This is a genomic window from Spirosoma sp. KCTC 42546, assembly GCF_006965485.1.
GTDB lineage: Bacteria > Bacteroidota > Bacteroidia > Cytophagales > Spirosomataceae > Spirosoma.
Genome location: NZ_CP041360.1, coordinates 8,435,965 through 8,459,925, shown reverse-complemented (window position 1 = coordinate 8,459,925; position 23,961 = coordinate 8,435,965). Strand labels below are relative to the sequence as shown.

General features: G+C 47.2%; 17 protein-coding genes. 2 read left to right on the top strand and 15 right to left on the bottom strand.

Features of this window, described 5'->3' with window-relative positions; genetic code table 11:
• Window positions 1–11: 11 nt before the first annotated feature.
• The 14 genes from EXU85_RS34375 to fusA all read right to left on the bottom strand — a co-directional run bounded on the left by EXU85_RS34375 (window position 12) and on the right by fusA (window position 19,783).
• The gene (locus tag EXU85_RS34375; RefSeq protein ID WP_142776409.1) at window positions 12–1,097 is read right to left on the bottom strand and encodes an IPT/TIG domain-containing protein; all 1,086 of its coding nucleotides are present in this window, start codon (window positions 1,095–1,097) and stop codon (window positions 12–14) included.
• Between the two features lie 150 nt (window positions 1,098–1,247).
• Window positions 1,248–2,816, bottom strand: a complete 1,569-nt coding sequence (locus EXU85_RS34370) for a RagB/SusD family nutrient uptake outer membrane protein (RefSeq protein WP_142776408.1) — start codon at window positions 2,814–2,816, stop codon at window positions 1,248–1,250.
• A gap of 98 nt (window positions 2,817–2,914) precedes the next feature.
• On the bottom strand, window positions 2,915–6,142 hold the full coding sequence (locus EXU85_RS34365) for a TonB-dependent receptor (protein ID WP_142776407.1): 3,228 nt from the start codon (window positions 6,140–6,142) through the stop codon (window positions 2,915–2,917).
• Between the two features lie 98 nt (window positions 6,143–6,240).
• Window positions 6,241–8,019, bottom strand: a complete 1,779-nt coding sequence (locus EXU85_RS34360; RefSeq protein ID WP_142776406.1) for a sensor histidine kinase — start codon at window positions 8,017–8,019, stop codon at window positions 6,241–6,243.
• Window positions 8,020–8,038: 19 nt separating this feature from the next.
• Window positions 8,039–8,686 carry a response regulator transcription factor gene (locus EXU85_RS34355; RefSeq protein ID WP_142776405.1) on the bottom strand — a complete coding sequence of 216 codons (648 nt, stop codon included), beginning with the start codon at window positions 8,684–8,686 and terminating at the stop codon, window positions 8,039–8,041.
• 342 nt (window positions 8,687–9,028) lie between these two features.
• A complete protein-coding gene (locus EXU85_RS34350) occupies window positions 9,029–10,276 on the bottom strand; it encodes an aspartate kinase (RefSeq protein ID WP_142776404.1) in 1,248 nt (415 codons plus the stop codon).
• 86 nt (window positions 10,277–10,362) lie between these two features.
• Complete coding sequence (dxs, locus tag EXU85_RS34345; RefSeq protein WP_142776403.1) at window positions 10,363–12,297, bottom strand: 1-deoxy-D-xylulose-5-phosphate synthase; 1,935 nt, start codon at window positions 12,295–12,297, stop codon at window positions 10,363–10,365.
• 253 nt (window positions 12,298–12,550) lie between these two features.
• Window positions 12,551–13,474 (bottom strand): rhomboid family intramembrane serine protease, encoded by a 924-nt coding sequence (locus tag EXU85_RS34340; RefSeq protein ID WP_142776402.1) that lies wholly within the window; start codon window positions 13,472–13,474, stop codon window positions 12,551–12,553.
• Window positions 13,475–13,476: 2 nt separating this feature from the next.
• On the bottom strand, window positions 13,477–14,256 hold the full coding sequence (locus EXU85_RS34335; protein WP_142776401.1) for a rhomboid family intramembrane serine protease: 780 nt from the start codon (window positions 14,254–14,256) through the stop codon (window positions 13,477–13,479).
• Between the two features lie 37 nt (window positions 14,257–14,293).
• Window positions 14,294–16,348 carry a DNA mismatch repair endonuclease MutL gene (gene mutL, locus EXU85_RS34330; protein ID WP_142776400.1) on the bottom strand — a complete coding sequence of 685 codons (2,055 nt, stop codon included), beginning with the start codon at window positions 16,346–16,348 and terminating at the stop codon, window positions 14,294–14,296.
• 178 nt (window positions 16,349–16,526) lie between these two features.
• Complete coding sequence (gene rpsJ, locus EXU85_RS34325) at window positions 16,527–16,832, bottom strand: 30S ribosomal protein S10 (protein ID WP_012930032.1); 306 nt, start codon at window positions 16,830–16,832, stop codon at window positions 16,527–16,529.
• 134 nt (window positions 16,833–16,966) lie between these two features.
• Window positions 16,967–17,290, bottom strand: coding sequence for a type II toxin-antitoxin system RelE/ParE family toxin (locus EXU85_RS34320; RefSeq protein WP_142776399.1), 324 nt, complete (start codon window positions 17,288–17,290; stop codon window positions 16,967–16,969).
• Window positions 17,287–17,541 (bottom strand): hypothetical protein, encoded by a 255-nt coding sequence (locus EXU85_RS34315; RefSeq protein WP_142776398.1) that lies wholly within the window; start codon window positions 17,539–17,541, stop codon window positions 17,287–17,289. The genes EXU85_RS34320 and EXU85_RS34315 overlap by 4 nt, the downstream gene beginning before the upstream one ends.
• A gap of 130 nt (window positions 17,542–17,671) precedes the next feature.
• Window positions 17,672–19,783, bottom strand: a complete 2,112-nt coding sequence (gene fusA / locus EXU85_RS34310; RefSeq protein WP_142776397.1) for an elongation factor G — start codon at window positions 19,781–19,783, stop codon at window positions 17,672–17,674.
• Between the two features lie 214 nt (window positions 19,784–19,997).
• Between fusA and EXU85_RS34305 the strand changes: the two genes are divergently transcribed.
• Complete coding sequence (locus EXU85_RS34305) at window positions 19,998–21,776, top strand: ABC transporter ATP-binding protein (RefSeq protein ID WP_142776396.1); 1,779 nt, start codon at window positions 19,998–20,000, stop codon at window positions 21,774–21,776.
• Between the two features lie 86 nt (window positions 21,777–21,862).
• On the opposite strand, the gene EXU85_RS34300 is transcribed toward EXU85_RS34305, so the two are convergent.
• Window positions 21,863–22,552 (bottom strand): LexA family transcriptional regulator, encoded by a 690-nt coding sequence (locus tag EXU85_RS34300; protein ID WP_142776395.1) that lies wholly within the window; start codon window positions 22,550–22,552, stop codon window positions 21,863–21,865.
• Window positions 22,553–22,695: 143 nt separating this feature from the next.
• Between EXU85_RS34300 and EXU85_RS34295 the strand changes: the two genes are divergently transcribed.
• The gene (locus EXU85_RS34295) at window positions 22,696–23,961 is read left to right on the top strand and encodes a DNA polymerase IV (protein ID WP_142776394.1); all 1,266 of its coding nucleotides are present in this window, start codon (window positions 22,696–22,698) and stop codon (window positions 23,959–23,961) included.

The window sequence follows — 23,961 nt, the reverse complement described above, 5'->3', positions numbered from 1 at the left end:
TGCTTAATACGCTATTTTACCAGCATGAGGTCATCGAAATAGAAGGTCTCATCCTGTTTATCCGGCCCCTGAATCCGGAAACCGACCTGCGTTAGGGTTTTGCCAGCTATCCAGAAATCTATCGCCGACAGCTTGATCTTGAAGTAATTCCAGACGCCTGCTTTTACATTGATCTTATTTGTCTCAACAAAATCTCCAAAGCCAGCCTTGCCTGCGTCGGTCGTTAAGTAAAGCGAGTAATCGGCCGAAGCGCCTTTGATCCAGCCCGTTACATAGGTGTAATCCGCAGAGTATGGAATGGCTGATCCTGACCAGTTCGCAAACGCGATCAAATGCCAGTTGCCTTTCTGAAAGTTTTTGCCAATGGAGGCTGTTCCCGATGCAAACTCTTTGGTCGATACGGCAGCTGCATCGCCCCAGGAGCCATCCTGGAAACCAGTGCCATAGGCATCCGTAAAGATTTGGTAAGCTTTATCGACATTCACAAACTCCTGCGGAGACGTGATTCGCCCGGTGCCGTTAGTAATGCGCAGGGGAGCGCGGTTCAGTGTCGACGCGGGCATCTGGACAACTAGTTGCGTTTTTGCTTTAGAAACAATCGTTACCGGGTCCGACACGCCTTTTATCGAATCGGTCAGCGTAACCGCCGTAACATCGTCGAAGTTGTTACCAGTGAGGGTAATGACGGTGCCTTTCGTGAAATTATAATTCGAGACGGAGGTCACCGTCGGATAAGCCAGCGCCTTGAATGGAACCTTTAGGGTATTACCCGCGCTGTTGGTGAAAATAATGTTCTGCGTGCCGCCCAGCACCTCCGAAGGTACCCGAAAAAGAATGGCCCCTTCGGTATTGAGCGTGGATTGAAACCCGGCAGGTACATTCCCTTTTTCAAAAACAATACTGCGAATATCGCCCAGGCCCGTACCCGTTAACGTAACCAGCGATCCGCCCGCTGCGGAGTCGGGCATGAGCTTGGTGGCGACGGGATTTCCGGGGGCAATTTGCGGACTTCCGTCGGTATCTTTTGTGCAGGAGCTTATCGTGAAAGCAGTTACTGCTGCCAGGAATGATAAGGTTGCTAATTGGTTGAATTTCATTGGAATATGGTTTGTAGTTTACGGTATTTGGTTTACTGTTCTCGGTTCCGCTATGCGGTCCGTTGGTGCGGTCAACTGGGCATCTGCCTTGCTGGCATCAGCCCACTTTAAACCGAAAACAGTATACCAAAACCAGACCCTGCCAATAGTTTAGTTGTAGTAAGGAACTGGATCTTTGCCCAATTCGGGGTCTTGAACGATCTCGCCAGCCGGAATCGGCAGAAACATCTTGTCTTCCGTGAAATTGGTGAGATAGGTTGCTCCCGTCACCGTTCCACGGTTTTGCTTCTCAATGATCGACTTCGCTTTGGCAAATCCCTGCCGCTGAATATCGTACCAGTAGTCGCCCTCGAAGGCAAACTCCACCCGACGTTCGTGGAGGATATTGTCTTGTGTAAATGATGTTCGGGGCGACAAACCCGCCCGGCTCCGGACTTTATTCAGGGCGTCAAGCGCTTTCGCATCGCTGGTCGACGCGGCACCCGCCAGGGTAGCCTCCGCGTAAATCAGTAGGATGTCGGCATAGCGAAGAAGTACGACGTTGTTGCCCGAATTCTGGCCTAGCACCGCTTCGCCACCAAAACTTTTCCCTGGTCCCGCAAAGTACTTGACGATATTGGAACGGGTAGCGTTCAGGCTGCCGCCATCTTCGGTGGGTTGCAACGTATCGTACTTAAATCCATTGGCCATGAAGGCGTTGTACTTGGGAGCATTGGCGCGTTGGGGTTTCCAGTTCGGATTCGTCCAGCCCTGTTCCATTACTGACCACTTCCGGCGTAGATCGCCAAACTCGTATTCTTTCAATAAATCGAGCGAAGGAACATACATTTCCCAGGCATCGGCTTCGGCGGTACGCAACGCACCAGCGCCACGATCCGGGTTTTTGATATTGCCCGTTCCCCAGGGATCACCCGCCAACTGGTGCTGAATCGAGAATAAGGTTTCGGCGTTGTTATTCAGGCTCATTTTCGTGAACATGCCCATGTAATCGTCAACCAGCGCATATTTGCCCGAATTGATGACCTCTTCGGCCTTCGCCTTCGCATTGGCGTAATCCTTGTTATACAGGTACAGCTTGGACATCATGCCCTTCGCCGAGTACTTCGTCAAGCGGCCCGGTACATCTGACTCGGGTAAGCCTGTTTCGGCCAGTTTCAATTCATCGAGTGCAAACCGAAGCACATCTTTTTGCAGGTAACGGGGAATATTAAAGTTGCCGGACAACGCCGTTGCACCTGGATCGGTGATGATCGGGGCAGCACCCCAAGTACGGGCAATGTAGAAATAGATGGTACCCCGAATGAAATGACATTCGGCGATAGCCGGGTCCAGGTAAGCGGCCCCACCACCAGCAGCTTTCTTCTCTTCAAACGTTTTGATCATGACGTTGGCATAGCCAATGATCTTGTAAAACGCACCCCAGGCCGCGCCAACCCGATCGGAAGCCGACGAGACGGAGAAGTTCAGGTATTCGACGTCGGTGTAGGTAAACATATTCCCGCCCATAACGTCGCCGATGGCATCCTGGGCGCGGCTTTCGTAGTTGCGCCAGGGCAAGCCGCTGTAAAGTGTACTGGTTGCGGCCCGTACTTCGTCCGCATTGTTGTAATAGTTTCCGGTTGTGGTACCCGACAGCGAAGGCCGGTCAATGAAGTCTTTCGAGCAGGAAGACAACAGTACCGCCGGAAGTATCAGGGCATATAGTGGCTTGAGTTTCATAGTCTTTTTATTGAGTGGTTGAGTGAATGAATGATTGAGTGAATTTTACGAGCGGCTTAATTCGCTCAATCACTCAATCGTTTATTCACTCAATAATTTTAGAATTGCAGATTGGCGCCTACGGTGAACGTACGTGGGTTCGGATAGTGGCCGGTGTCTACATTCATCAGCTTAATGCTGTTGTTGAACGCGCCGATTTCGGGGTCGTAGCCAGAGTAGTTCGTGAAGGTCTTCAGGTTCTGAATCGTCCCGTAAATCCGTAGGTTCGATACCTTCACCTTGCTGAGCAACGTTTTAGGTAGTCGGTAGCCCAGCGTAATGTTCTGAATACGCCAGTAAGAAGCATCCTCCACGTAGCGGTCCGACATGGCGGTGTTGTTCTTGTTGGTGTTGGTAAATCGCGGCAGTGAGCCGTTCGGGTTGGCTTCGGTATAGCGATCCGTTACCGTTTGTAGCTGGTTGGTATAGGCATTATTCAAACCCTCCAATTGCCAGCGCAGGAAGTTAAACGCTTTGGCCCCCTGGCTCCCTTGCAGGAACAACGAGAAATCGAAGTCGCCGTAGTTGAGCGTGTTGGTAAAGCCCCAGGTGAATTTCGGTAATGGACTGCCAATAAAGGTGTAGTCCTGCGCGTCGATTTTGCCGTCGCCGTTGATGTCCTTGAAGCGAACATCACCCAGCCAGGTTTCGGTCTGGTTCACCTTATAGCCAAATTGAGGAAGGCTGGCGTCCAGTTCGGCCTGCGTACGGAACAACCCATCTGTTTTTAGTCCCCAGAACGAACCAACCGCGTTGCCGGGCGTGGTGTGCGTGATCAGGTAGTTGTTGTAATACACTTTGCCATCCAGGGCCGAGGCAGCACTGGCTGCTTTGTCATAACGGTTGGTGAATTGCGTAAATACGACGTTCGTCTTCCAGCTAAAGTTGCCTTTTTTGATGTTGGTGGTCGTCAGGCCAATATCAACACCTGTATTGGTCATTTGACCGGCATTACCCAGAGGGGCTTTCAAATCATCCCACTGGTCGCCAACGCCAATCAGGTTGGGGCCGGTGAGGAAGATGATCATGTCGGACGTAACTTTTTTGTAGACATCAATCGTTGCATCGATCCGCCCGTTGAAGAAGCCCAAATCAACCCCGGCGTTGGTCGTTTTTACCGACTCCCATTTCAGGTTCGGGTTCGGAATGCCATTGATCATGTTTGAGGAGCCGAAACCAACCGGACCGGAGAAGAATTGCACGGCTCCAACGTATGCGGGGTTAGGGGCACCGCCGGGGAAGTTCTGATTACCAACCACCCCATAGCCTACCCGCAGTTTGGCATAGCTCAGAACCGTGGCAATAGGTCCTTTCATGAATTTCTCGTTCGAGATTGTCCAGCCTGCCGATACACCAGGGAACGAACCCCACCGGTTGTTTGGCCCGAAATTCGACGAACCATCCGTCCGGAAACTAGCCGACAGCGAGTACCGATCATCGTAGGTATAGTTGGCACGGGCAAAATACGACTCCATCGCCCATTGGCCCTTGCCACCACTCAGGCCCCAGGTGGTCTGGTCGGCGCTACCGGTGTTGAGGTCAAAAATATTGGCCTGCAAATCCACTTTGCTTCCCGAAATAGATTGGTAGTAGGAGTTTTGTACCTGATGTCCAACTGTTGCCTGAATACCGTGTTTTCGGAGGTTTTTTGTATAACTCAGGTAGTTGGTGAGCGACCAATAGTAGCTATCCGAACGGGAATCGATCAGTTTGCTCCGGAACGATGTGCTGCCCACATTGCCAGCTTTCTGATACGCAATGTTGTTGTCCTGCCCTAGGGAGTAGGAAAGTTCGTTCCGTAACGACAGGTCTTTGGTAAACTGCAATTCAGCGTAAAGGCTACCAAACACGTTGTTCGAGGTTTTGGTATTGCCCCGGTACTGGCTGTTCCCGACCAGGTTTGATCCGTAGTACTGCACGCCACCTACTGTTTGGCCACCACCCCAGGTACCATCAATATTTTTTACGGGCGTTAATGGGCTGGTTGAAGCACCCCACCAGATGGTTCCTTCGGCGGCATCGGCCAAGGATACGTTCTGGATACTGCGCGACACGTTGGCACTGATACCCACTTTGGCCCAGCTTTTCAATTGGGTGTCGAGACTGAAGCGGGACGCATATCGTTTAAAATCGGAACCCAATAGAATCCCTTTGTTGTCGAAGTAATTCAGCGACAGATAGTAGGTGGTTCGGTCTTTACCGCCCGAAAAACTCAGCTGATGGTTACTGATCGTTCCGTGCTGAAACATAGCCTCCTGCCAGTCGGTACCATTGCCCAGCAAATCGGGGTTTTTGAACTCATCGGCTACCGGATTCCCGATAATAGGCAGGACTTCGTTCTGGTAACGGGCAAAATCGGGCAACTTCATCAGGTTCAATCGCCGGGCCACTTCCGAAACGCCCGTGTAGGTTTCGTAGTTGATCTTGCCTTCGCCCGATTTTCCTTTTTTCGTCGTGATCAAAATGACACCGTTAGCCGCTTGTGATCCGTAAATGGCTTGTGCTGAGGCATCTTTCAACACATCGATGCTTTCAATGTCATTAGGGTTCAGCATGGCCATTACGCTGTTGCCGGTCTGCCCATCGCCACCACCCAAACCCGCGTAGCCGGTGCTATTCGAGGTATTTCCGCCTACAAACGGCACACCGTCGATTACAAATAGGGGGTCGTTGCTGTTGATGGACGTAACCCCGCGAACTTTGACCGATACGCCACCGCCGGGTTGTCCGCCATTGCTGGTCACAGTAACACCGGCTGCTTTCCCCTGAAGTAATTGATCGATACCGGCCGCTGGAATATCTTTCAAATCAGCCGCTTTCACGGTCGTAATCGACGACGTAACATCCGAACGCTTGGCTGTACCATAGCCGATAACGACAACTTCGTCCAGCGATTGATCGCCCGTTTGGAGGGTGATGTTCAGATTCGTTCGCGAGCCAACTTCAATTTCCTGCGTTTTCATCCCGATAAAGGAAATAACCAGTACTTTGGCGTCCGCAGGCATATTGATCGAGAACCGCCCGTTCACATCGGTGGTAGTTCCCAGTTGCGTGCCCTTCACCGATACCGTTGCGCCTGGAAGTGTGTTTCCTTTTTCATCGGATACGACTCCCTTTATCAGGGCTTTGGTATCTGATGGCGTGTTAAGAATAGGTCTGGCCGCTTTTATGGTTGCCAGTGCAGGCGGGTTCTTCTCCGTAGCTGTACTGGTAATGGCTCGCTCCTGTGCGTGGACAACTATCCAACTGCTCAGGACGAAGGCCCCCGAAAGCACATGTTTAATCATGAGGAAAAAATTAAGAGTTAACTTAAACAATAGACTTAGTAGATAATTCTGATTTTATTGTAACTGCTGGCTGATTTTTTAGTCAGGTGTACTGGCTATTAAGCGGAAACGGACGCGGATTTCAGCAATTTCTGCATGGGCAGTGAAATCATGACGGAGGTGCCTTTTCCGGCTTCACTCTGCCATATAACCTGCCCGCCCAGATAAGCGATACGTGATTGAATATTGGCGATACCATTGCCTTGTAACGGTTTACTGTCGAAGTTATACCCCCGCCCATCGTCATCTACACTAATCAGGGTGGTTTCGTCGCTGGTCATTATCTGGATGGTAACGGTTTGAGCATCAGCATGTTTTAGTGCATTGTTGAGTAGCTCCTGCACAACCCGATAAATCATGACGGAAGCTTCATCACCCAGATCTGGAACTTCGCCATAATGTTCCAGAATCAGTTTTGTCTGGTTGACCAGATTTAATTTCTGGACCAGATCTTCCATAGACGGAATGAGGCCAAATGTAGATAGCGCATAGGGGCGTAAATCGTTGGAAATTAGCCGTGTCTCCGTACAGGCTTCATCCAGAAACTGGTTCAACGGTTCTTTCACCGATAAGGGTAACTGCTCCTGATGCGCTTCCACAAACAACTTAATTCGGGATAGTTGGATACCCAACCCATCGTGCAGGTCGCGGGCAATTCGGCTTCGTTCGCCCTCCTGACCTTCGATCATCGCCCGCAGCGATTTCAATTCTAACTGCCGAATCTGCTGTTGCGCAATGACTGTTTCCTGATGCGCGATCAACTTTTGCTGACGACGCAAGAATATTAAAGCGCCTACGCCTAATATGCTGATAAGCAATCCAATGGCCAGCATGGAGTTGAGCACATGCTGATTTCGACTTTGTTCTTCAATCAGTTGCTTTTCGACCGCCAACGTTTTGATCTGACTGTCCAATTCCTGGAGACGAATGCTTTTGGTCTGCTCCGATGAGTAAAACTGGTTCGTAAAATCAAGGGCTTTGAGTGACCACACGTATGCATTTTTGTGATCATCCATTCGCGAATAGCTATCGGCCATATGCTTGGATAATTCCCGTAGCATAGACAGGTTATGCTCCGATTCAGCGATGACGAAGCTCTTCTGGTATTCCTCAATCGCTGCCGTTGACTGATTTCTGAACTGGTTGACAATGCCGAGGTAAAAGTGATTCAACGCAATCAGCCAGTTAATCTTTAATTGACGAGACATCGTCAAACTTTTCGCTACAAAATACTCCGCAGAATCCGGTTGTTTGACCCGCGAATAGGTGTTTGCTAGTAGATTCAGGGCGTAAGCCTGCGAATACGTTTGCTTGTATTGGGCGCTTAATTGCTCAGTTTTGCGCAACTGAGTTAGCAAATCACTGGGTATAGGTTCTCTTTTTTGAGCGATGTTCGCAAATCCCAGGCGACATTCGATAACCTTGGGCATATTGTGGGTTCGCTCAAAATACTGTTGTGCTTTCCGCAAATATTTCTCGGCATAGGGCTGCATGAAATAATCATGCGTGTAATAATCGCCGATAACGATATGCTCGTTGTAATAACCCAGCGAATCACCAATCAGGTTGTAATACTTCAATCCGCTGAAGTACGAATCCATGGTGTATTTGTTATAGCCGTACTGCTGATGGTATAGCCAGCCTAAATGCTCATACGATTTTGCCGCCAGTCCATATTTCTTATCCTGAACCAACTGTTTGATCTGCCTTTTCAAGCTATCAATCGACGCCGATTCCGACCCAGCCCTAACCGGCTGGAACCCGCCAGCTAGCCCAAGGAGCAAGAGGGTTATGATCCACCAGGAGGAGAGTACAGAAGACGTAGAATTGGGTTTCATCAGGGTAAAGGGCACAACGTCAATCAATATAGTGCATTTCCATAGCCGTCTTAATCAGCAAAGCGGTATTGGGAACCCCGAACTTCATCAGCAAACTACTCCGGTGAAATTCAACGGCTTTAGCGCTAACAAATAGCTGAGTTGCCATTTGTTGGGTTGTCAGTCCCTGCGCAATGAGCGTCAACACTTCCGATTCGCGGGGTGTCAGGTTTGGTTTTATGCCTGACCCAGCGGTCGATTTTCGGGTCTTAGGCCCATCGTTTAACAGAATATGCGTAATGGTATCGTTGAAATACTGCTTCTCATGGTGAACCGTCTGGATCGCCTGGAGTAGCTCAACCTTGGTTGTGTTCTTTAGTAAATAACCTCTGGCCCCTTTTTTTACGACTCGTTTAATGAGACTGGCATCGTCGTGCATGGTTAGCGCAACCACTTTTGTCTTTGGGTACAGGCGGGTTATATGTTCACACAGATTAAGCCCGTCTTCAATTTGCGGGAACGAAATGTCCAGCAGAACCACATCAATTGTTGTCTGATTTAAGCGCTCAATAACTGACTGAACCGTATAGCACCGTTCGGTCACCTTAATATCCGGAGCGCCCGAAATAAGTGACTCGATGCCTTCAACAAAGACATTATGGTCATCTGCTATAAGTACTCGTATCATTTACTTGATTTTATAAGTAGCGTGGGAACATTGCTGGCTTGCTTCCCCTGTTGGTTTACCCTCAATCCTCGTGCTTACGCTTCTGGTAAATAGAATTTTGTTTAGCAAAAATAGGACTAATGATACGGCTTAGAGAATAGTGAAAACCCAACTTTATATAAATTTAGGGAAAACCCTATAGTAGCTGCTAACCTGGAAATTCTATAAAATTCCCAGGTTAGATTAACCAGTTTCCTAAAAGAGGACTTATGAATAGAAAAATGGAATGATGTATTAAGTAAGCTGATGGTCAGTTAAATAGAACGTAGTGGCTTATTATTTCAGGCTTTATAAAGGAAGTATTTACCCCAAATCTTTGACAACGAGTTGCACGGTATAGCGGCTTTTCTGCTCTAGTAATAATCTTTTGTTGACCAGAACACGGTCGATGGTGCCCTGATCGTAATAACGAATCGTAATTAACTCCAGACTATCGTTATAACTAACCCGAAAATCTTGCTTTAATAGGGTCAATAGGGCAGGTACCCGGTCAGGATTATTATCGACAACGACCGAAAAGCTGATCGCTGTATTCTGCATCAGGTTGATTTTCACCCCAGCCTGGGCAAAACGGCCAAAAATTCGGCTTAGATTATCTTCGGCGATAAACGAAAAATCGTTTGGGCGAAGTGAGATCAGGACCTGATTGACCTTAAAAATAAATGAGGGTGTCGATAGGTGTTGCTCGAAATTGCCAATAACGGTTCCGGGTGCATCCGGCTTTAAAAACGACCGTACATATAAAGGGATGCCCTTGTTTTGCAGAGGTTTAATCGTTTTAGGATGAATAACAGTAGCACCATAGTAGGCTAGTTCAATAGCATCCTGATAGGTTAATTTGTCTAATAGTATCGTTTCATCAAACCAGCGTGGGTCGGCATTGAGCACACCCGGTACATCTTTCCAGATCGTAACACTGTCGGCATTGAGGCAATAGGCAAAGATGGCTGCCGAGTAGTCAGACCCGTCGCGGCCGAGCGTAGTTGTCCGATTCGCCTGTGTTTGTCCAACGAATCCCTGGGTTATTTTGACGCCAGTTTCAGGTACGTTCTGGTTAATACGCAGGCTGGTTTCCTCCCAGTCAACTCGGCCTTCACGAAAGGTTGTATCGGTACAGACCAACTGCCGAGCATCCAGCCACTGGGCTGTAATAGCACGTTGCTGTAGATAGGCAGCTATAATCTGGGTAGACAACACTTCACCTAATGAAACGATCTGATCATAGATCTCGTCGTATGAGCCATTGGGTTTTTGCGACAAATAGGATTCCAGTTGAGCGAATGTCTCATAAACCGGACTAAACTCCCCTGTTAGGGCTAGATCACTGATAACTTGTTTGTGATACGCTTTTATAGTGGCCAATCCAGTGTGAACATTGTTTGCTTGTTGATTCACATAGGCGCGAACAAGGTCCTCAAGTGCATTGGTGGTTTTGCCCATCGCCGATACAACGACCAGAACATCCTGACCCTGCGTCCGAACAATTTCGGCCAGATTACGAACACCATCTGCATCTTTTACGGAGGCTCCACCAAATTTGAAAACTTTCATATACGCAAAAAAAATAGACAGGATTACCGGATTAACAGAGTGAAATAATTTTCTGTTAATCCGGTAATCCTGTCGAAAATAGAATTTTATACGGCTATGGTCTTGCCGGTAAATAGTAACTCCCGAACGGCATCGGCAATACCTTGCGGATCAAAGCCGCACTCATGATGAAGCTCGATTTGCTCACCATGTTCGATAACAGCATCAGGAATACCTAATCGTTTAACTCGGGCCATATAGCCATGATTGGCCATAAACTCCAGTACCGCACTACCGAAACCGCCCATTATACAGCCATCTTCAACCGTTAGAACGCGGTTGAAACGACTAAAAATCTGATGAAGCATCTCTTCGTCCAGCGGCTTTACGTAACGCATATCAAAATGGGCAGGTCGGATACCTTCTTTCGCCAGCATCTCTGTGGCCTGAATGGCATAATTGCCAATATGACCAATGGTCAGAATAGCAACGTCTTCGCCATCGCTAATTAGTCGGCCTTTACCAATAGTTTGTTTTTCGAGGGGAGTACGCCAGTTAGGCATCACGCCTTCGCCCCGTGGATACCGGATTGTAAAGGCCTGTTTTCCCTGCTGTACTTCATCAGACTGGGCCGTGAACATCATGTTTCGCAACTCCTGCTCATTCATGGGAGCTGCTACAATCATATTTGGGATGCAGCGCATATAGGCCAGATCGTAGGCTCCGTGATGGGTTGGTCCATCAGCCCCGGCAAAACCAGCCCGATCTAGGCAAAAAATTACAGGCAGTTCCTGGATGCAGACGTCGTGAATAACCTGATCGTAGGCCCGCTGCATGAACGTCGAGTAAATATTACAGAAGACAACTTCACCCTGCGTAGCCATCCCCGCCGAGAACGTTACGGCATGCTGTTCGGCAATACCTACATCGAAGGCCCGCTTTGGCATGGCCTTCATCATGATATTCATCGAGGAACCCGAAGGCATAGCTGGCGTTACACCCACGATACGTGAGTTTTGCTCCGCTAATTCGACTAACGTGTTTCCGAATACGTCCTGGTATTTGGGCGGCTGAGGTGTGTCGTATACTTTCTTTTGGATAACCCCCGTCACTTTATCAAACAAACCGGGTGCATGCCACTTGGTCTGGTCTTTTTCGGCAGGGGCATACCCTTTTCCTTTTACGGTCAGGATATGCAATAATTTGGGGCCTGGAATATTCTTAAGGTCGGCCAGCACACTCACCAGATGATCAATATCGTGACCATCAATCGGGCCAAAATAACGTAGGTGCAATGACTCGAACAAATTACTCTGTTCCAGTAACGAACTTTTAATTCCCGACTGTACCTGCGAAACTAACTCCTGCGCTGTTTTACCCAGCTTATCCATTTTGCCGAGCAAATTCCAGACTTCGTCTTTAACCTTATTATAGGTTTGCGAGGTTGTAATGTCGGTGAGATATTCGCGCAGCGCGCCCACATTGGGGTCGATGCTCATGCAATTGTCATTCAGCACAATGAGCAAATTGCTATCCGTTGCGCCAGCATGATTCATGCCTTCAAAGGCTTCGCCAGCGGTTAAAGCGCCATCACCAATAACTGCAATGTGATTTCGCTGAAAATTCCCCTGCAACTGTGAGGCCACAGCCATGCCTAAAGCGGCCGAAATAGACGTAGACGAATGGCCTACACCAAAGGAGTCGTAAGGACTTTCTTTCCGCTTCGGAAAGCCTGAAAGGCCTTTGTAGAACCGATTTGTATGAAAACGCTCCCGGCGGCCTGTCAGAATTTTGTGTCCATAAGCCTGGTGGCCTACATCCCAAATTAGTTGATCGTCAGGGGTATTAAAAACGTAATGAAGCGCAACGGTTAGTTCAACTACCCCCAGACTAGCTCCAAAATGGCCACCATAAACCGAAACATCGTCGATAATAAACTGACGGAGTTCATCGGCAACCTGAGGTAAGCGGGATTTATCGAGTTTACGAAGGTCGTTGGGAGTATTAATTGTGGCTAAAAGACTGCCAGGGGTAATCAGCATGGTGATAGCAGATAAACGTCTGTCTTACAACAACACACGTCCAGAATAGATTGTTCTGTTGGTGGTTTGCCCATTGTATTGAAACAACGAAGCTACAGTTTTTTTAACAACTATAAAAAATCTAAGCCTCTGTGCCTCTGTATATATACGTCGGCAACAAAGGCTTAGATTTTAAAAAGAAATAGTTTCAATTGAATTATACTACATAACGAGTCATCGTTTTTGAGGACAACTCAGTACCTCTTTGCTTCTTTTAATTTCGCTGACTGGCCCGAAAAAGCTTTTGCTTCTCTTCGCGGGTTAGGCTTTCGTAACCAGATCGTGAAATTTTATCCAGGATTGTATCAACTTCATCCTGGTCGGGTGTTGATATGGACGACGCTGTGCCTGTTGATGAGACATACGAACTTGCCTGTGTACTGGCATTACTTCGTTGGCGATAGGACACCTTAACGGCTGGTTTTGGTTTGAGTAAATTACTCCATCCATCGGCTATCCAGTAAATCGGGCGACCCAGGTCTGTACCATTTTGCAGCAACTTAACGTAGAAAAATCCCATTAATGCGCCACCTAAGTGTGCCAGATTCCCTCCTGCATTCGTCCCTGCGGATTGCGCAACCGAAAGGACAATAAAGAAGAAGACAATGTATTTGATACGAACTGGGCCAAAGAAGAGCAAATGGAAGGTATAATTAGGTAGCAATGTAGCTGCCCCTACAGCTACCGAAAAGGCCGCTGCGGATGCACCCAGCATAGGGGGAGTAATTTCCTGATTCCGGAAATAGGGTACCAAATTATACATAGCCAGGAAGAGCAATCCACCCGCAATCCCTCCCATAATGTATAGGCCAATGAGCCTTCGGTTGCCCAAGTATTCATCAATAAGCCGACCGAACCAGTACAAGAACAGCATGTTATAGAGAATATGAAAAATCTCTTCATGCGTAAAAAAGTAAGTAAACAGCGTCCAGGGTTTGTGCAGAAATGCACTCAATGTACCAGGGAGCATTAACTGCTCCTGTATAAAGTCATATACGAATAATTTCTCGGCCATTGTCAGGCTGACTTTCGTCAGCAACAAGACCAGAAAAACAACCGTATTGATCAAGATCAATTGCACCAACGTATTGTTGGGCTTATTGAATTCGCTCCGAAAATCCTCGAATAAGCCGCTCATCACTAGTAAAACGTTTTTCGTTGGGAACCCCAGTATTTCACGAGAATAAATGCAAATAACATTCCGCCTATATGAGCGAAATGAGCAACGTTATCGGCTTGTGCCCGATAAATTCCCGAGTAAAGTTCAAAGGCTCCGTAAAAGATAACGAGGTACTTTGCTTTAATCGGTATAGGTAGAAACAATAAAAATAACTCAGTGTTCGGAAACAATAAGCCAAAACCCATAATTACGCCAAAAACGGCACCAGAAGCACCTACCATCGGTTCATCGACCTGACTTGTGAGAATTCGATTGGCAATGGTTATACTAGCCTCAATAGTTTTACTATCCTTTGGAAACTGTTTAAACTGCTCCATAAACGGGGCTAGTCGGTCATAATAGGAGCCAGCATGCTGGTCAATGAAGGCCGAAAAGCTCTCAAAACTAGGGTTTGCACGATAGGTCTGAATGGATTCATATACGTCGTGCATCTCAAAATAGTTTACGCCCGAGAATAATAATGCAGAACCTAAACCGCAAAAAAAGTAAAAAAACGTAAATCGACGTGGTCCCCAAAATTGCTCCAGCAATGGTCCAAAAACGACTAACCCAATCATGTTACTGAAAATGTGGTTAAAGCCACCATGCAAGAACATATGCGTCAATAACTGAATCGGATTGAATTTGTCAGACAGAAACGAATGCAGGCCAAATTGGTCAATAATCGCATCATTCGTAACCAGAAAGACTACTACGTTTATAATTAATAATACGCGAACTACTGGAGTAAGGTTAAACATCTTAATATCAACTAATTTAGGCGGATTAACGCAATAATCAGCGCAAAAGTCCTGCAATTTTATCTAACGTAAGCACAACTGTCACTGGTTCGCCGGTTGGCGTGTAGCTAGGGTTCGTTGATGCGAACAATTGATTTACTAAGGCTCGACACTCAGTAGCACTCAGGCGGGCTATATGATGCATAGATGACCGGCGTGCCATAGAACGTGCCATCGACTCGATCTTGTCAAGCTTCAACCGGCCAGTATCGGCCCGCAATTGAGCGAGCAAATTAGCGAAAAGTTCTTCTTCATTTTCGCCCATTGTCAAGGTTGGAACACCCCGAATCACAAATGTGTTCGCCCCCAGTTCGTCGAATTCAAACCCGAGATGGGTCAAATCCTCACGAAGTTCGAGCGCTAATTGAAAATCGACCGGAGCCAGCGTAATCGTTTTAGGGAATAATAATTGTTGCGAAACGCCATTCTGCTTGGTTAGGGCAGTGTGAAACTGATCGTACAAAATTCGTTCATAAGCTCGACGTTGATCAATCAGCAGTATTCCAGACTTGATAGGTGCCAAAAGGTAACGATTTTGCACCTGTACAATATTTTCATCTTCAACCAGCATGGGAACCCCCTGTTCAGATGATTCTAAACCAACTGGTAGCTGATTGGCCCGACTACCCATTGTAATGGGCTCGCTCTCAGCTGAAGGCTGGTCCTGTAATGCCGTGGTTTGTTTAGAGGGTCCCAACCAGTCGCCCCCTGTTTCACCAGGATCCAGTGAAGTCTCAGGAATTTCTGTCCCAGCTACACCTTCATACAAGGTTTTCCAGTTATTGACCGATGGCCGGTCTGTGTTCGGTTTTTTAGGAACATCGAAGCCGCTACCAGCAGCTTTGTCTAAGGCATCAGTTCGTAATGAAGTGCGTTCTAGTGCGGGCTGGCCTGCTCCAGACGCCCACGAAGGTGTGATTGGGCGCGCTGAACTCGTACCTGGGCCATTTACTTTAGAGGTTGGCTGAAGAACAGCTGTACCCCCAGATTGCGATTTCGACGTATCAGGCCGCACTCCTGCCAGGAAATTAACATCAGAGTCGAAATCAAGCGAAGGTGATAAATTATATACCCCGACCGCTTTCCGGACGGCAGCCATCATGATGGCGTAAACCGATCGTTCGTCATCGAACTTTATCTCCGTTTTAGTGGGGTGTATGTTAATGTCGATGTGCGATGGGTCGATGTCTATAAACAGCACATAAAAAGGGTGACTGCCTTCGGGGAGCGTGCCTTCATAAGCACCCACAACGGCGTGGTGCAGATAGTTATGCTTTATAAAGCGATTATTGACAAAAAAGAATTGCTCATTCCGCGCTTTCTTCGCCGATTCTGGCTTTCCTATGTAGCCGTGTACTGTTACGTAGGGAGTTTGCTCCTCGCAGAAGTTCAACTGTTCCCGGTAACTTTTGCCAAACATGTCAACAATTCGTCGACTAAGCTTTCCGGCTGGCAGGTTATAAATTTCCTGATCGTTATGGAACAGCGAAAAACCCACCTCAGGGTTAGCCAGCGCTACGCGCTGAAACTCGTCGATAATATGACGCATCTCCACCGAGTTCGATTTCAGGAAATTACGTCGGGCGGGTACGTTGAAAAATAAATTTTTAATGAGAATGTTTGTCCCTGGCAAACATGAAATGGCTTCCTGCGCCTTAATATCTGAGCCTTCTATCCGCACCAATGTCCCCAACTCATCACTGGCCCGGCGTGTACGCATCTCAACCTGGGCCACGGCGGCAATAGAAGCCAGTGCTTCACCCCGGAAACCCATTGTACGAATGCGGAATAAATCATCGGACGACCGAATTTTAGACGTGGCATGACGCTCAAAGCTCATGCGGGCATCGGTTTCAGTCATACCAAGGCCATCGTCCACAATCTGAATCAGGTTGCGGCCCGCTTCACGGATAATAACCTGAACCGATTTGGCTTTTGCATCGACCGAGTTTTCAAGCAACTCTTTTACCACCGAGGCTGGCCGCTGCACGACCTCACCAGCCGCAATCTGGTTGGCTATTGAGTCGGGCAGTAGCTGAATGACGTTTAACATAACGGATAAAATCTCCCAGAACGGCGTGTCGCCCTGTCATACAATATACAAAAATAACAGGCAGATTGTACGTATAATTCAACGAAACGAAAGGGAATTGATTATAGACGAAAATGCCGCAAGCCCGAAACCTGTAGGATTCGCACTTGCGGCATTGCAAGCCTTAAGAAAGAAGTCGTTAGACTTTGATTTCTACATCAACACCACTCGGCAATTCGAGTTTCATCAGGGCATCAACCGTTTTTGCACTGCTGCTGTAGATATCCACAAGCCGCTTGTAGGTGCAAAGTTGGAACTGTTCCCGCGCTTTCTTGTTCACGTGGGGCGAACGAAGAACCGTGTAGATTTCTTTGTTGGTTGGCAGGGGGATGGGACCGCTTACGATAGCACCCGTCGATTTAACCGCTTTCACGATTTTTTCTGCCGACTTGTCAACCAGCATGTGGTCGAACGATTTCAGCTTAATGCGAATTTTTTGGCTCATTGTGTTTTGGTTCGTTAGGTAAAAGTGCCCGCCGAAAGAACCATTTACTCCAGTCGGGCGAATAAATGCGGGTGCAAAGGTAGGGGAAATTAGGCAAAATAAAAAGATATTGCTGTGATTTTGTGGGGATTACTTCAAAGATCGTTGAGCAACTGGTCTAATTCGCCCGATTTCAGATTCGCCTTGACTTTCTTGTCGTAGATAGTCAGCAAAATGACTTGTTCATCTGCGGTAACAACGTATGTAATGACCCTTGCCCCACCACTTTTTCCTGTACTTTTGCTACGAACAGCAAGCCGGATTTTATAACAGTTCTGACCGAGAGAGGTGCCTTGTGTTGGGCTTACCTCAAGTGAATCGATCAGCTTTTCAAGTTCAATATTTAGAGATTTGTATTTTTTAGAGAGTCGCTTAAAGATTCGTTTGAACTGTGCAGATAATATTACTTCGTAGTTCATTCTCCAGCTTCTAATTCTTTGAGAAAGTCACGAGCTGATTGCAATTGAACCTTTCCTTGTTTATATAATTTTACTTCCTCCAACGCTTCTTTTACATCTGCCAGCAAAGCGGCTTTGGTTAACGGCAGACCGTCCTCGTCTCGATCCTCATCGGGTAGGGCAAGTTGTGCTTTAATTTTATTCCACTCTTTGATAGGAAGTACAACGGCAGTGCGCTTGCCTTTACGATTAGATATATATTGCACGTTCATGTCTATCTTATTTTATGTATATGCTACTAAACTAGGGAAACTATCTCTAAAGTTCAAGGGACACAAAAGCAATGGACGCCCAGATACTGGGCGTCCATTGCAAATAATCTCTATTTCTGTTAGGCGATTACTATTTTCCGCCTTTTTCTTTCGCTACAACCGTATCTGAAATGTTCTGGGGTACTACCTCATAGTGTGCGAACGTCAGGTTAGCCGTAGCACGACCCGACGACATGGTGCGCAGATCCGTTACGTAACCGAACAGTTCAGAAAGAGGAACGTCAGCCTTGATCACTTGTGATCCCGCTTTTGTATCCATGCCTTTCATTACACCCCGACGACGGTTCAAATCACCTGTGATTGGACCTGTGTATTCTTCGGGAGTCAATACTTCAACGGCCATGATTGGTTCGAGCAGTTTCGGACCAGCCTGACGAGCCGCTTCGCGGAAGCCTAAACGAGCTGCCATTTCAAACGAAAGCGAATCGGAGTCAACGTCGTGGTACGAACCGTGGAACAACCGGACTTTCATGCTTTCGAGTGGGAAGCCAGCCAACGGACCGTTTTTCAGCGATTCGTCAAAGCCTTTTTGTACGGCAGGAATAAATTCACGAGGAATAACACCACCAACAATGCCATTAACAAACTCTAAACCAGGTTGGATAACACCAGTTTCGTCTTCGGAACGAGGTCCGAGTTCAAATACGATGTCGGCAAACTTACCGCGACCACCCGTTTGTTTCTTATAAACTTCGCGGTGTTCAACATTTTTGGTAAGCTTCTCTTTGTAAGCTACCTGTGGTGCACCCTGGTTTACTTCTACCTTGAACTCACGACGCATCCGGTCGATGATGATTTCGAGGTGAAGCTCACCCATACCACGGATAATGGTCTGGCCAGTTTCTTCGTTCGACTCAACTTTAAGAGTTGGATCTTCTTCAATCAGTTTACCAATTGCTTTCGAGAAGTTATCCTGATCCGCTGATTTCTTAGGCTCGATTGCATAACCAATAACGGGCTCTGGGAATACCATTGATTCCAGAACGATTGGGTGCTTCTCATCCGACAGCGTATCGCCGGTTTTAATGTCTTTAAAACCAACTACGGCACCGATGTCACCAGCTTCCAGACGCTCAATCTGGTTTTGCTTGTTGGCGTGCATTTGGAAAATCCGCGAAATACGCTCTTTGTTCCCCGAACGGTTGTTCAGAATATAAGAACCCGACTCCAGTACACCTGAATACGAACGAACAAAGCACAGACGACCTACATAAGGATCAGTAGCAATTTTGAACGCAAGTGCTGAAAATGGTTCCGTCGATGAAGGCTTCCGGGAAATCTCTTCACCTGTTTCTGGATTCGTTCCTTTGATGCTTTCCTTGTCCATTGGCGATGGCAACAGCGCCATCACATAGTCGAGCATGGTTTGCACACCCTTATTTTTGAACGACGAACCGCAAAGCATCGGCACGATTTTCATCGAGATGGTTGCTTTACGCAGAGCCGCCAGAATTTCGTCTTCCGAAATAGATTCCGGATCTTCAAAATACTTCTCCATCAGCGAATCGTCGAATTCAGCAACTGCTTCAAGAAGTTTCTCACGCCATTCGGTTGCTTCATCCAGCATATCAGCCGGAATAGGAACTTCACGGAAGGTCATCCCTTTATCGTCTTCGTTCCACTGAATTCCGCGGAAGTTAACGAGGTCAACAACACCTTTGAAGTTTTCTTCTTCACCAATTGGTAACTGAAGAGGAACCGCATAGCTACCCAGCATTTCCTTCACCTGCTTGCACACGTTCAGGAAATCGGCACCAGAGCGGTCCATTTTATTCACGAAGCCCAAACGAGCTACGTTGTAGTTGTTAGCTAAGCGCCAGTTGGTTTCCGACTGAGGCTCAACACCGTCAACGGCACTAAACAGGAACACCAGCCCATCAAGTACACGTAAGGAACGGTTTACTTCAACGGTGAAGTCAACGTGCCCCGGTGTGTCAATGATGTTAATGTGGTACTTTTGTTCACGGTAGGTCCAGTCAACAGTCGTAGCGGCCGAGGTGATCGTAATCCCCCGCTCTTGCTCCTGTTCCATCCAGTCCATCGTTGCGGCACCATCGTGTACCTCACCAATTTTGTGGCTTACCCCGGCGTAATAGAGAATTCGTTCGGTTGTGGTCGTCTTACCCGCATCAATGTGGGCAGCGATACCGATGTTTCTCGTGAAATTTAAATCGCGAGCCATTAGCTTGTTATACTGAAAGTTATGTTTTTCTGAACTCGAAAGGAAAGGGTCACTACAAGAGGCAGATGACCCTTTTGTAAATCAGGACGCAAAATTACTGAAAGTCAACCACAAAACCAATGGATAGGCTAAGAATATCGTAGAAACTATTCGCCTTTTTTGTCCATTCTACTAGTTAACTAGGTTTCAGAAAATGAGACTGTAACTTGGAATCATGCAAAATCCATACATAGCCTTACTCCGAACAGCCTGGACGTATGCCCGACAGGAAAAACGGCAATATATACTAGTCTATTTTCTGTTTGTCATGGCCAATGTGGTAGCGGCCTTGCGTCCTTTGCTATTTGGCTGGTTCATAGGCAAACTTCAGCAGCAGGAAACGGCTATTCTACAACTGGTCTGGTTGTATGCGGGGGGTTATATGGGATTAGAGTTGCTGGAGTGGGCGTTTCATGGGCCAGCACGGGTTATGGAACGGCGATTGGCGTTTAATTTGAGCCGTAATTTTCTGGATGAGTTGTTTCATCAGACCTTGCATCTACCGGTTGGCTGGCATAAAGATCACCATAGCGGGGCTACCATCAATCGAATCCGAAAAGCGTATGATGCACTCAAAACATTTTTTCAGGATGGCTTCATTTACCTTCAGGCCCTATCAAAATTTGTGTTTTCGTTCGGTGCTATGCTCTATTTTTCCCCTGCTTTTGGGCTGGTAGGGGTGGCGTTGGGCGCCCTAACAATTTGGGTAATTCTTCGTTTCGACAGGCCATTTATTAAAGCGCTGGACGAAACTAACGAGCGGGAGCATATTGTTTCGTCAACCCTGTTCGACAGCCTGTCCAATATTAGTACTGTGATCACGCTACGGTTGGAGGAGCGAATTCAACAGGCATTGGCTAGTAAAGTTGCGCTTGTTTTTCCACCGTTTATGCGGCAGGTGAAGATTAACGAATGGAAATGGTTCGTTGCTTCGCTGCTGGTTGCCTTAATTTATATTACGCTAGCTTCAGGTTATATCTATCAGCATTATGTTCCGGGGCAGGTATTTCTGATTGGCGGCCTGGTAACCTTATTGGGTTATGTCAATCAGTTTACGAGTGTGTTTCATGATGTTGCCTGGCAATACACGCAGATTGTTCAGTTCAACACCGACGTTCAGACCGCACGTGGTATTGGTGAAGCCTATGCCCGTCATGAGCGTCCAGAACATGAAACCTTGCCTGTAAACTGGCGTATTATCGATATTGCTGGTCTCAACTTTTCCCATGGACGTGTGGGCAGCTCTACACAAAAAGTACCCAATTTGATTGATCTGCAGATTCAGTTGGCCCGAGGTAAGCGAGTGGCCTTTATTGGTGAAAGCGGCTCCGGTAAAAGTACGTTACTAACATTGTTACGTGGTTTGTATTTACCCGAGTCGGGGTTATCGGTGTGCGTAGATGGACAACCTATTCCCGATCTGAATGCGGTTGCCAATACGGTAACCCTGTTTCCGCAGGAGCCGGAAATTTTTGAGAATACAATTGCGTATAACATCACCCTCGGTCTACCGTTTGGTGAGGAGGAAGTCAATGATGTGTGCCGGGTTGCTCACTTTACAGACGTTGTAAAGCAACTTCCGAACGGTCTGGATACGAATATTCAGGAAAAAGGCGTGAATTTGTCCGGCGGACAACGGCAACGATTGGCATTAGCAAGGGGTGTATTGGCGGCCCGGTCAAGCGATATTGTTCTCTTGGATGAGCCAACTAGCAGTGTAGATCCAAAAACTGAGCTGGCAATTTACCGGGGCCTCCTACGTGAGTTTGCTGATAAAGCCATTGTGTCCACCCTCCACAGGCTTCACCTGCTACCCCTATTCGACTATATTTATATTATGCAGGATGGCAGAATCGTCGATGAGGGAAGTTTCACCGACCTCCGTCAGCGTAGCCCAATTTTCCAGGAAATGTGGGCGCACCAAAAAGAGGTGATGGAGCAGGATGGAGTTTAAGATTGGTCCACGATGGTCAGGAGCCGTCAAGCATTGATTATCAACGCCTGACGACTCCTGACCATTTTGACTATTTAACTAATTACTTATTCAACGGGGGCTTCTACAATCGCTACTATTTTCCACAGTCCCCGAATGTCCTGTAGAGGTACCGTTACATTACCACCATTTGGATTATCGGAATGCAGCGTAAGGTACTTGCGAGTTAACAGCTCATTATCGCGGATGCGCTTGACCACAAAATAATCCCTGTACATCACGGCATACACTCCCCCTGACTGGTATTCCCAGTTGTTTTCACTGATGGGGACCGCCAATACTTTGGCGCCATGCGTTAGTTGCGGGCTCATACTACTGCCCGAAATTTCCAGCACAACCGGGTTTTTATGGCCTTTTAGTAACGGTTTGCGCACCCGAAAAGACTCGGTGTCTGCTGGGCTAATTGTATCAGAGTAGCTCTCAACAAATGTGGCATAAAACTTAACTGGCACAAACGGAACTTCGATTGTGTCGTCACTGACCAGCATTAACTGAGCGTTTCCTTCGGGTGGATTTAGAACAGGTGTAATGCCACGAATCAGGAAATCAGCGCTGATCTGTGGGTAACAGGCCAGCAAGCTCATTATTGTGTCGTAGGAGGGTTTTGCCCGACCGTTCAGAATATTATAAAATTTCGATGGGTTTTCGCCTAACTCTTTGGCTATCTGATAAATAGTAATGCCTAGGGCGTCGAAAACCTGCTTTAGTCGGTCCTGGATAGTCACAGTAGTAATAATTATTTTAAACTAATTCCTGCCATTAGCAGATAGATAGTTGATAGTATAATACAAGTAAAATATATTGCGCTTGTATTACAGCAAATATACTATAAATACAGACGAATGACTATACGAAAAGCCACATTCTTAGCCAAAAATTGATGAACCGGAATCGACTTAGTTCGCATACAAACCCAACGATGTTATTCGTGGATATGAACAGTTTCTTTGCATCTTGCGAACAACAGGATAATTATTGGCTGCGTGGCCGGCCAGTTGGCGTATGTGTTTATACGGGACGTCATGGCTGCGTGATTGCCCCTTCCGTAGAAGCCAAATTGCAGGGAGTAAAAACGGGGATGCGTTTAGATCAGGCCATTATGCTATGCCCAGACCTTGTTCCGGTTGAAACCCACCCTAATCGGTATCGGGAATACCACGTCAAGATTGTTGAGGTACTTCGAACATTTTCGGATGATGTGGTGCCTAAAAGTATTGACGAAGCAGTAGTGGATTTAACGAACTACCAACTCGTGTATAAAGATATGCGGCAGGTGGCGTTGGCTATTAAACAGGCTATTAAAGGGAAGGTTGGGGATTGGCTGCGCTGCTCGATAGGTATTGCTCCTAATGTATTCCTGGCCAAATTAGCCTCTGACATACAAAAGCCTGATGGCCTAACCGTAATCACCCCCGAAACGATCGACGAAGTTCTACGTTCATTAACCCTCACCGATTTGCCCGGAATTGGCCATCGGATGGCCGCCCGCTTGCAGGCAGGGGGTGTTCATACGCCACTGGATTTGCGCTATGCCTCGCCTGATCATTTACGGGCGGTCTGTAAAAGTATTGTTGGCTGGCATTGGCATCTGCGACTTAATTTCGGCGGAGAAGTTGATTTGTCGACGAATGATGAATTAAAAAGTATGTCGGCCATGCGAACAATTTCTACTGAGCAACGACAAACGACCGAACGTCTGGATGAACTACTGCAATCGCTTTGCTTGACACTGGAACGGCGGATGGTCCGAAAGGGTATTTTTTGTCAGGATATGTCATTCTCCTGCCGATATCATACCGGCAAAACCTACAACTATGAAGTGCATTTTCCCGATCCTAAGCAGGATGGCCCTGAACTGTATCGAATAATCCGGGAACGATTGGAGAAATTTCAGGTAGCCCATACATGTGAACCAGTTCTGAACGAACACCTACGAAGTATGTCTGTAGTTGTTTTTCGATTCATTCCTGCCGATATGGTTCCGTTTAGTTTATTCAGTAACGATATACAGAAAAATAAGCTCCGAAAAACTCTTTACGATCTAAAAACAAAGTTTGGTGCCGACAAACTGGTTCGGGCAACAGAACTGCGCGACAACCCGATCTACAGGGATGTTATTGGTTTTGGGAATATCAAGGATTTATAA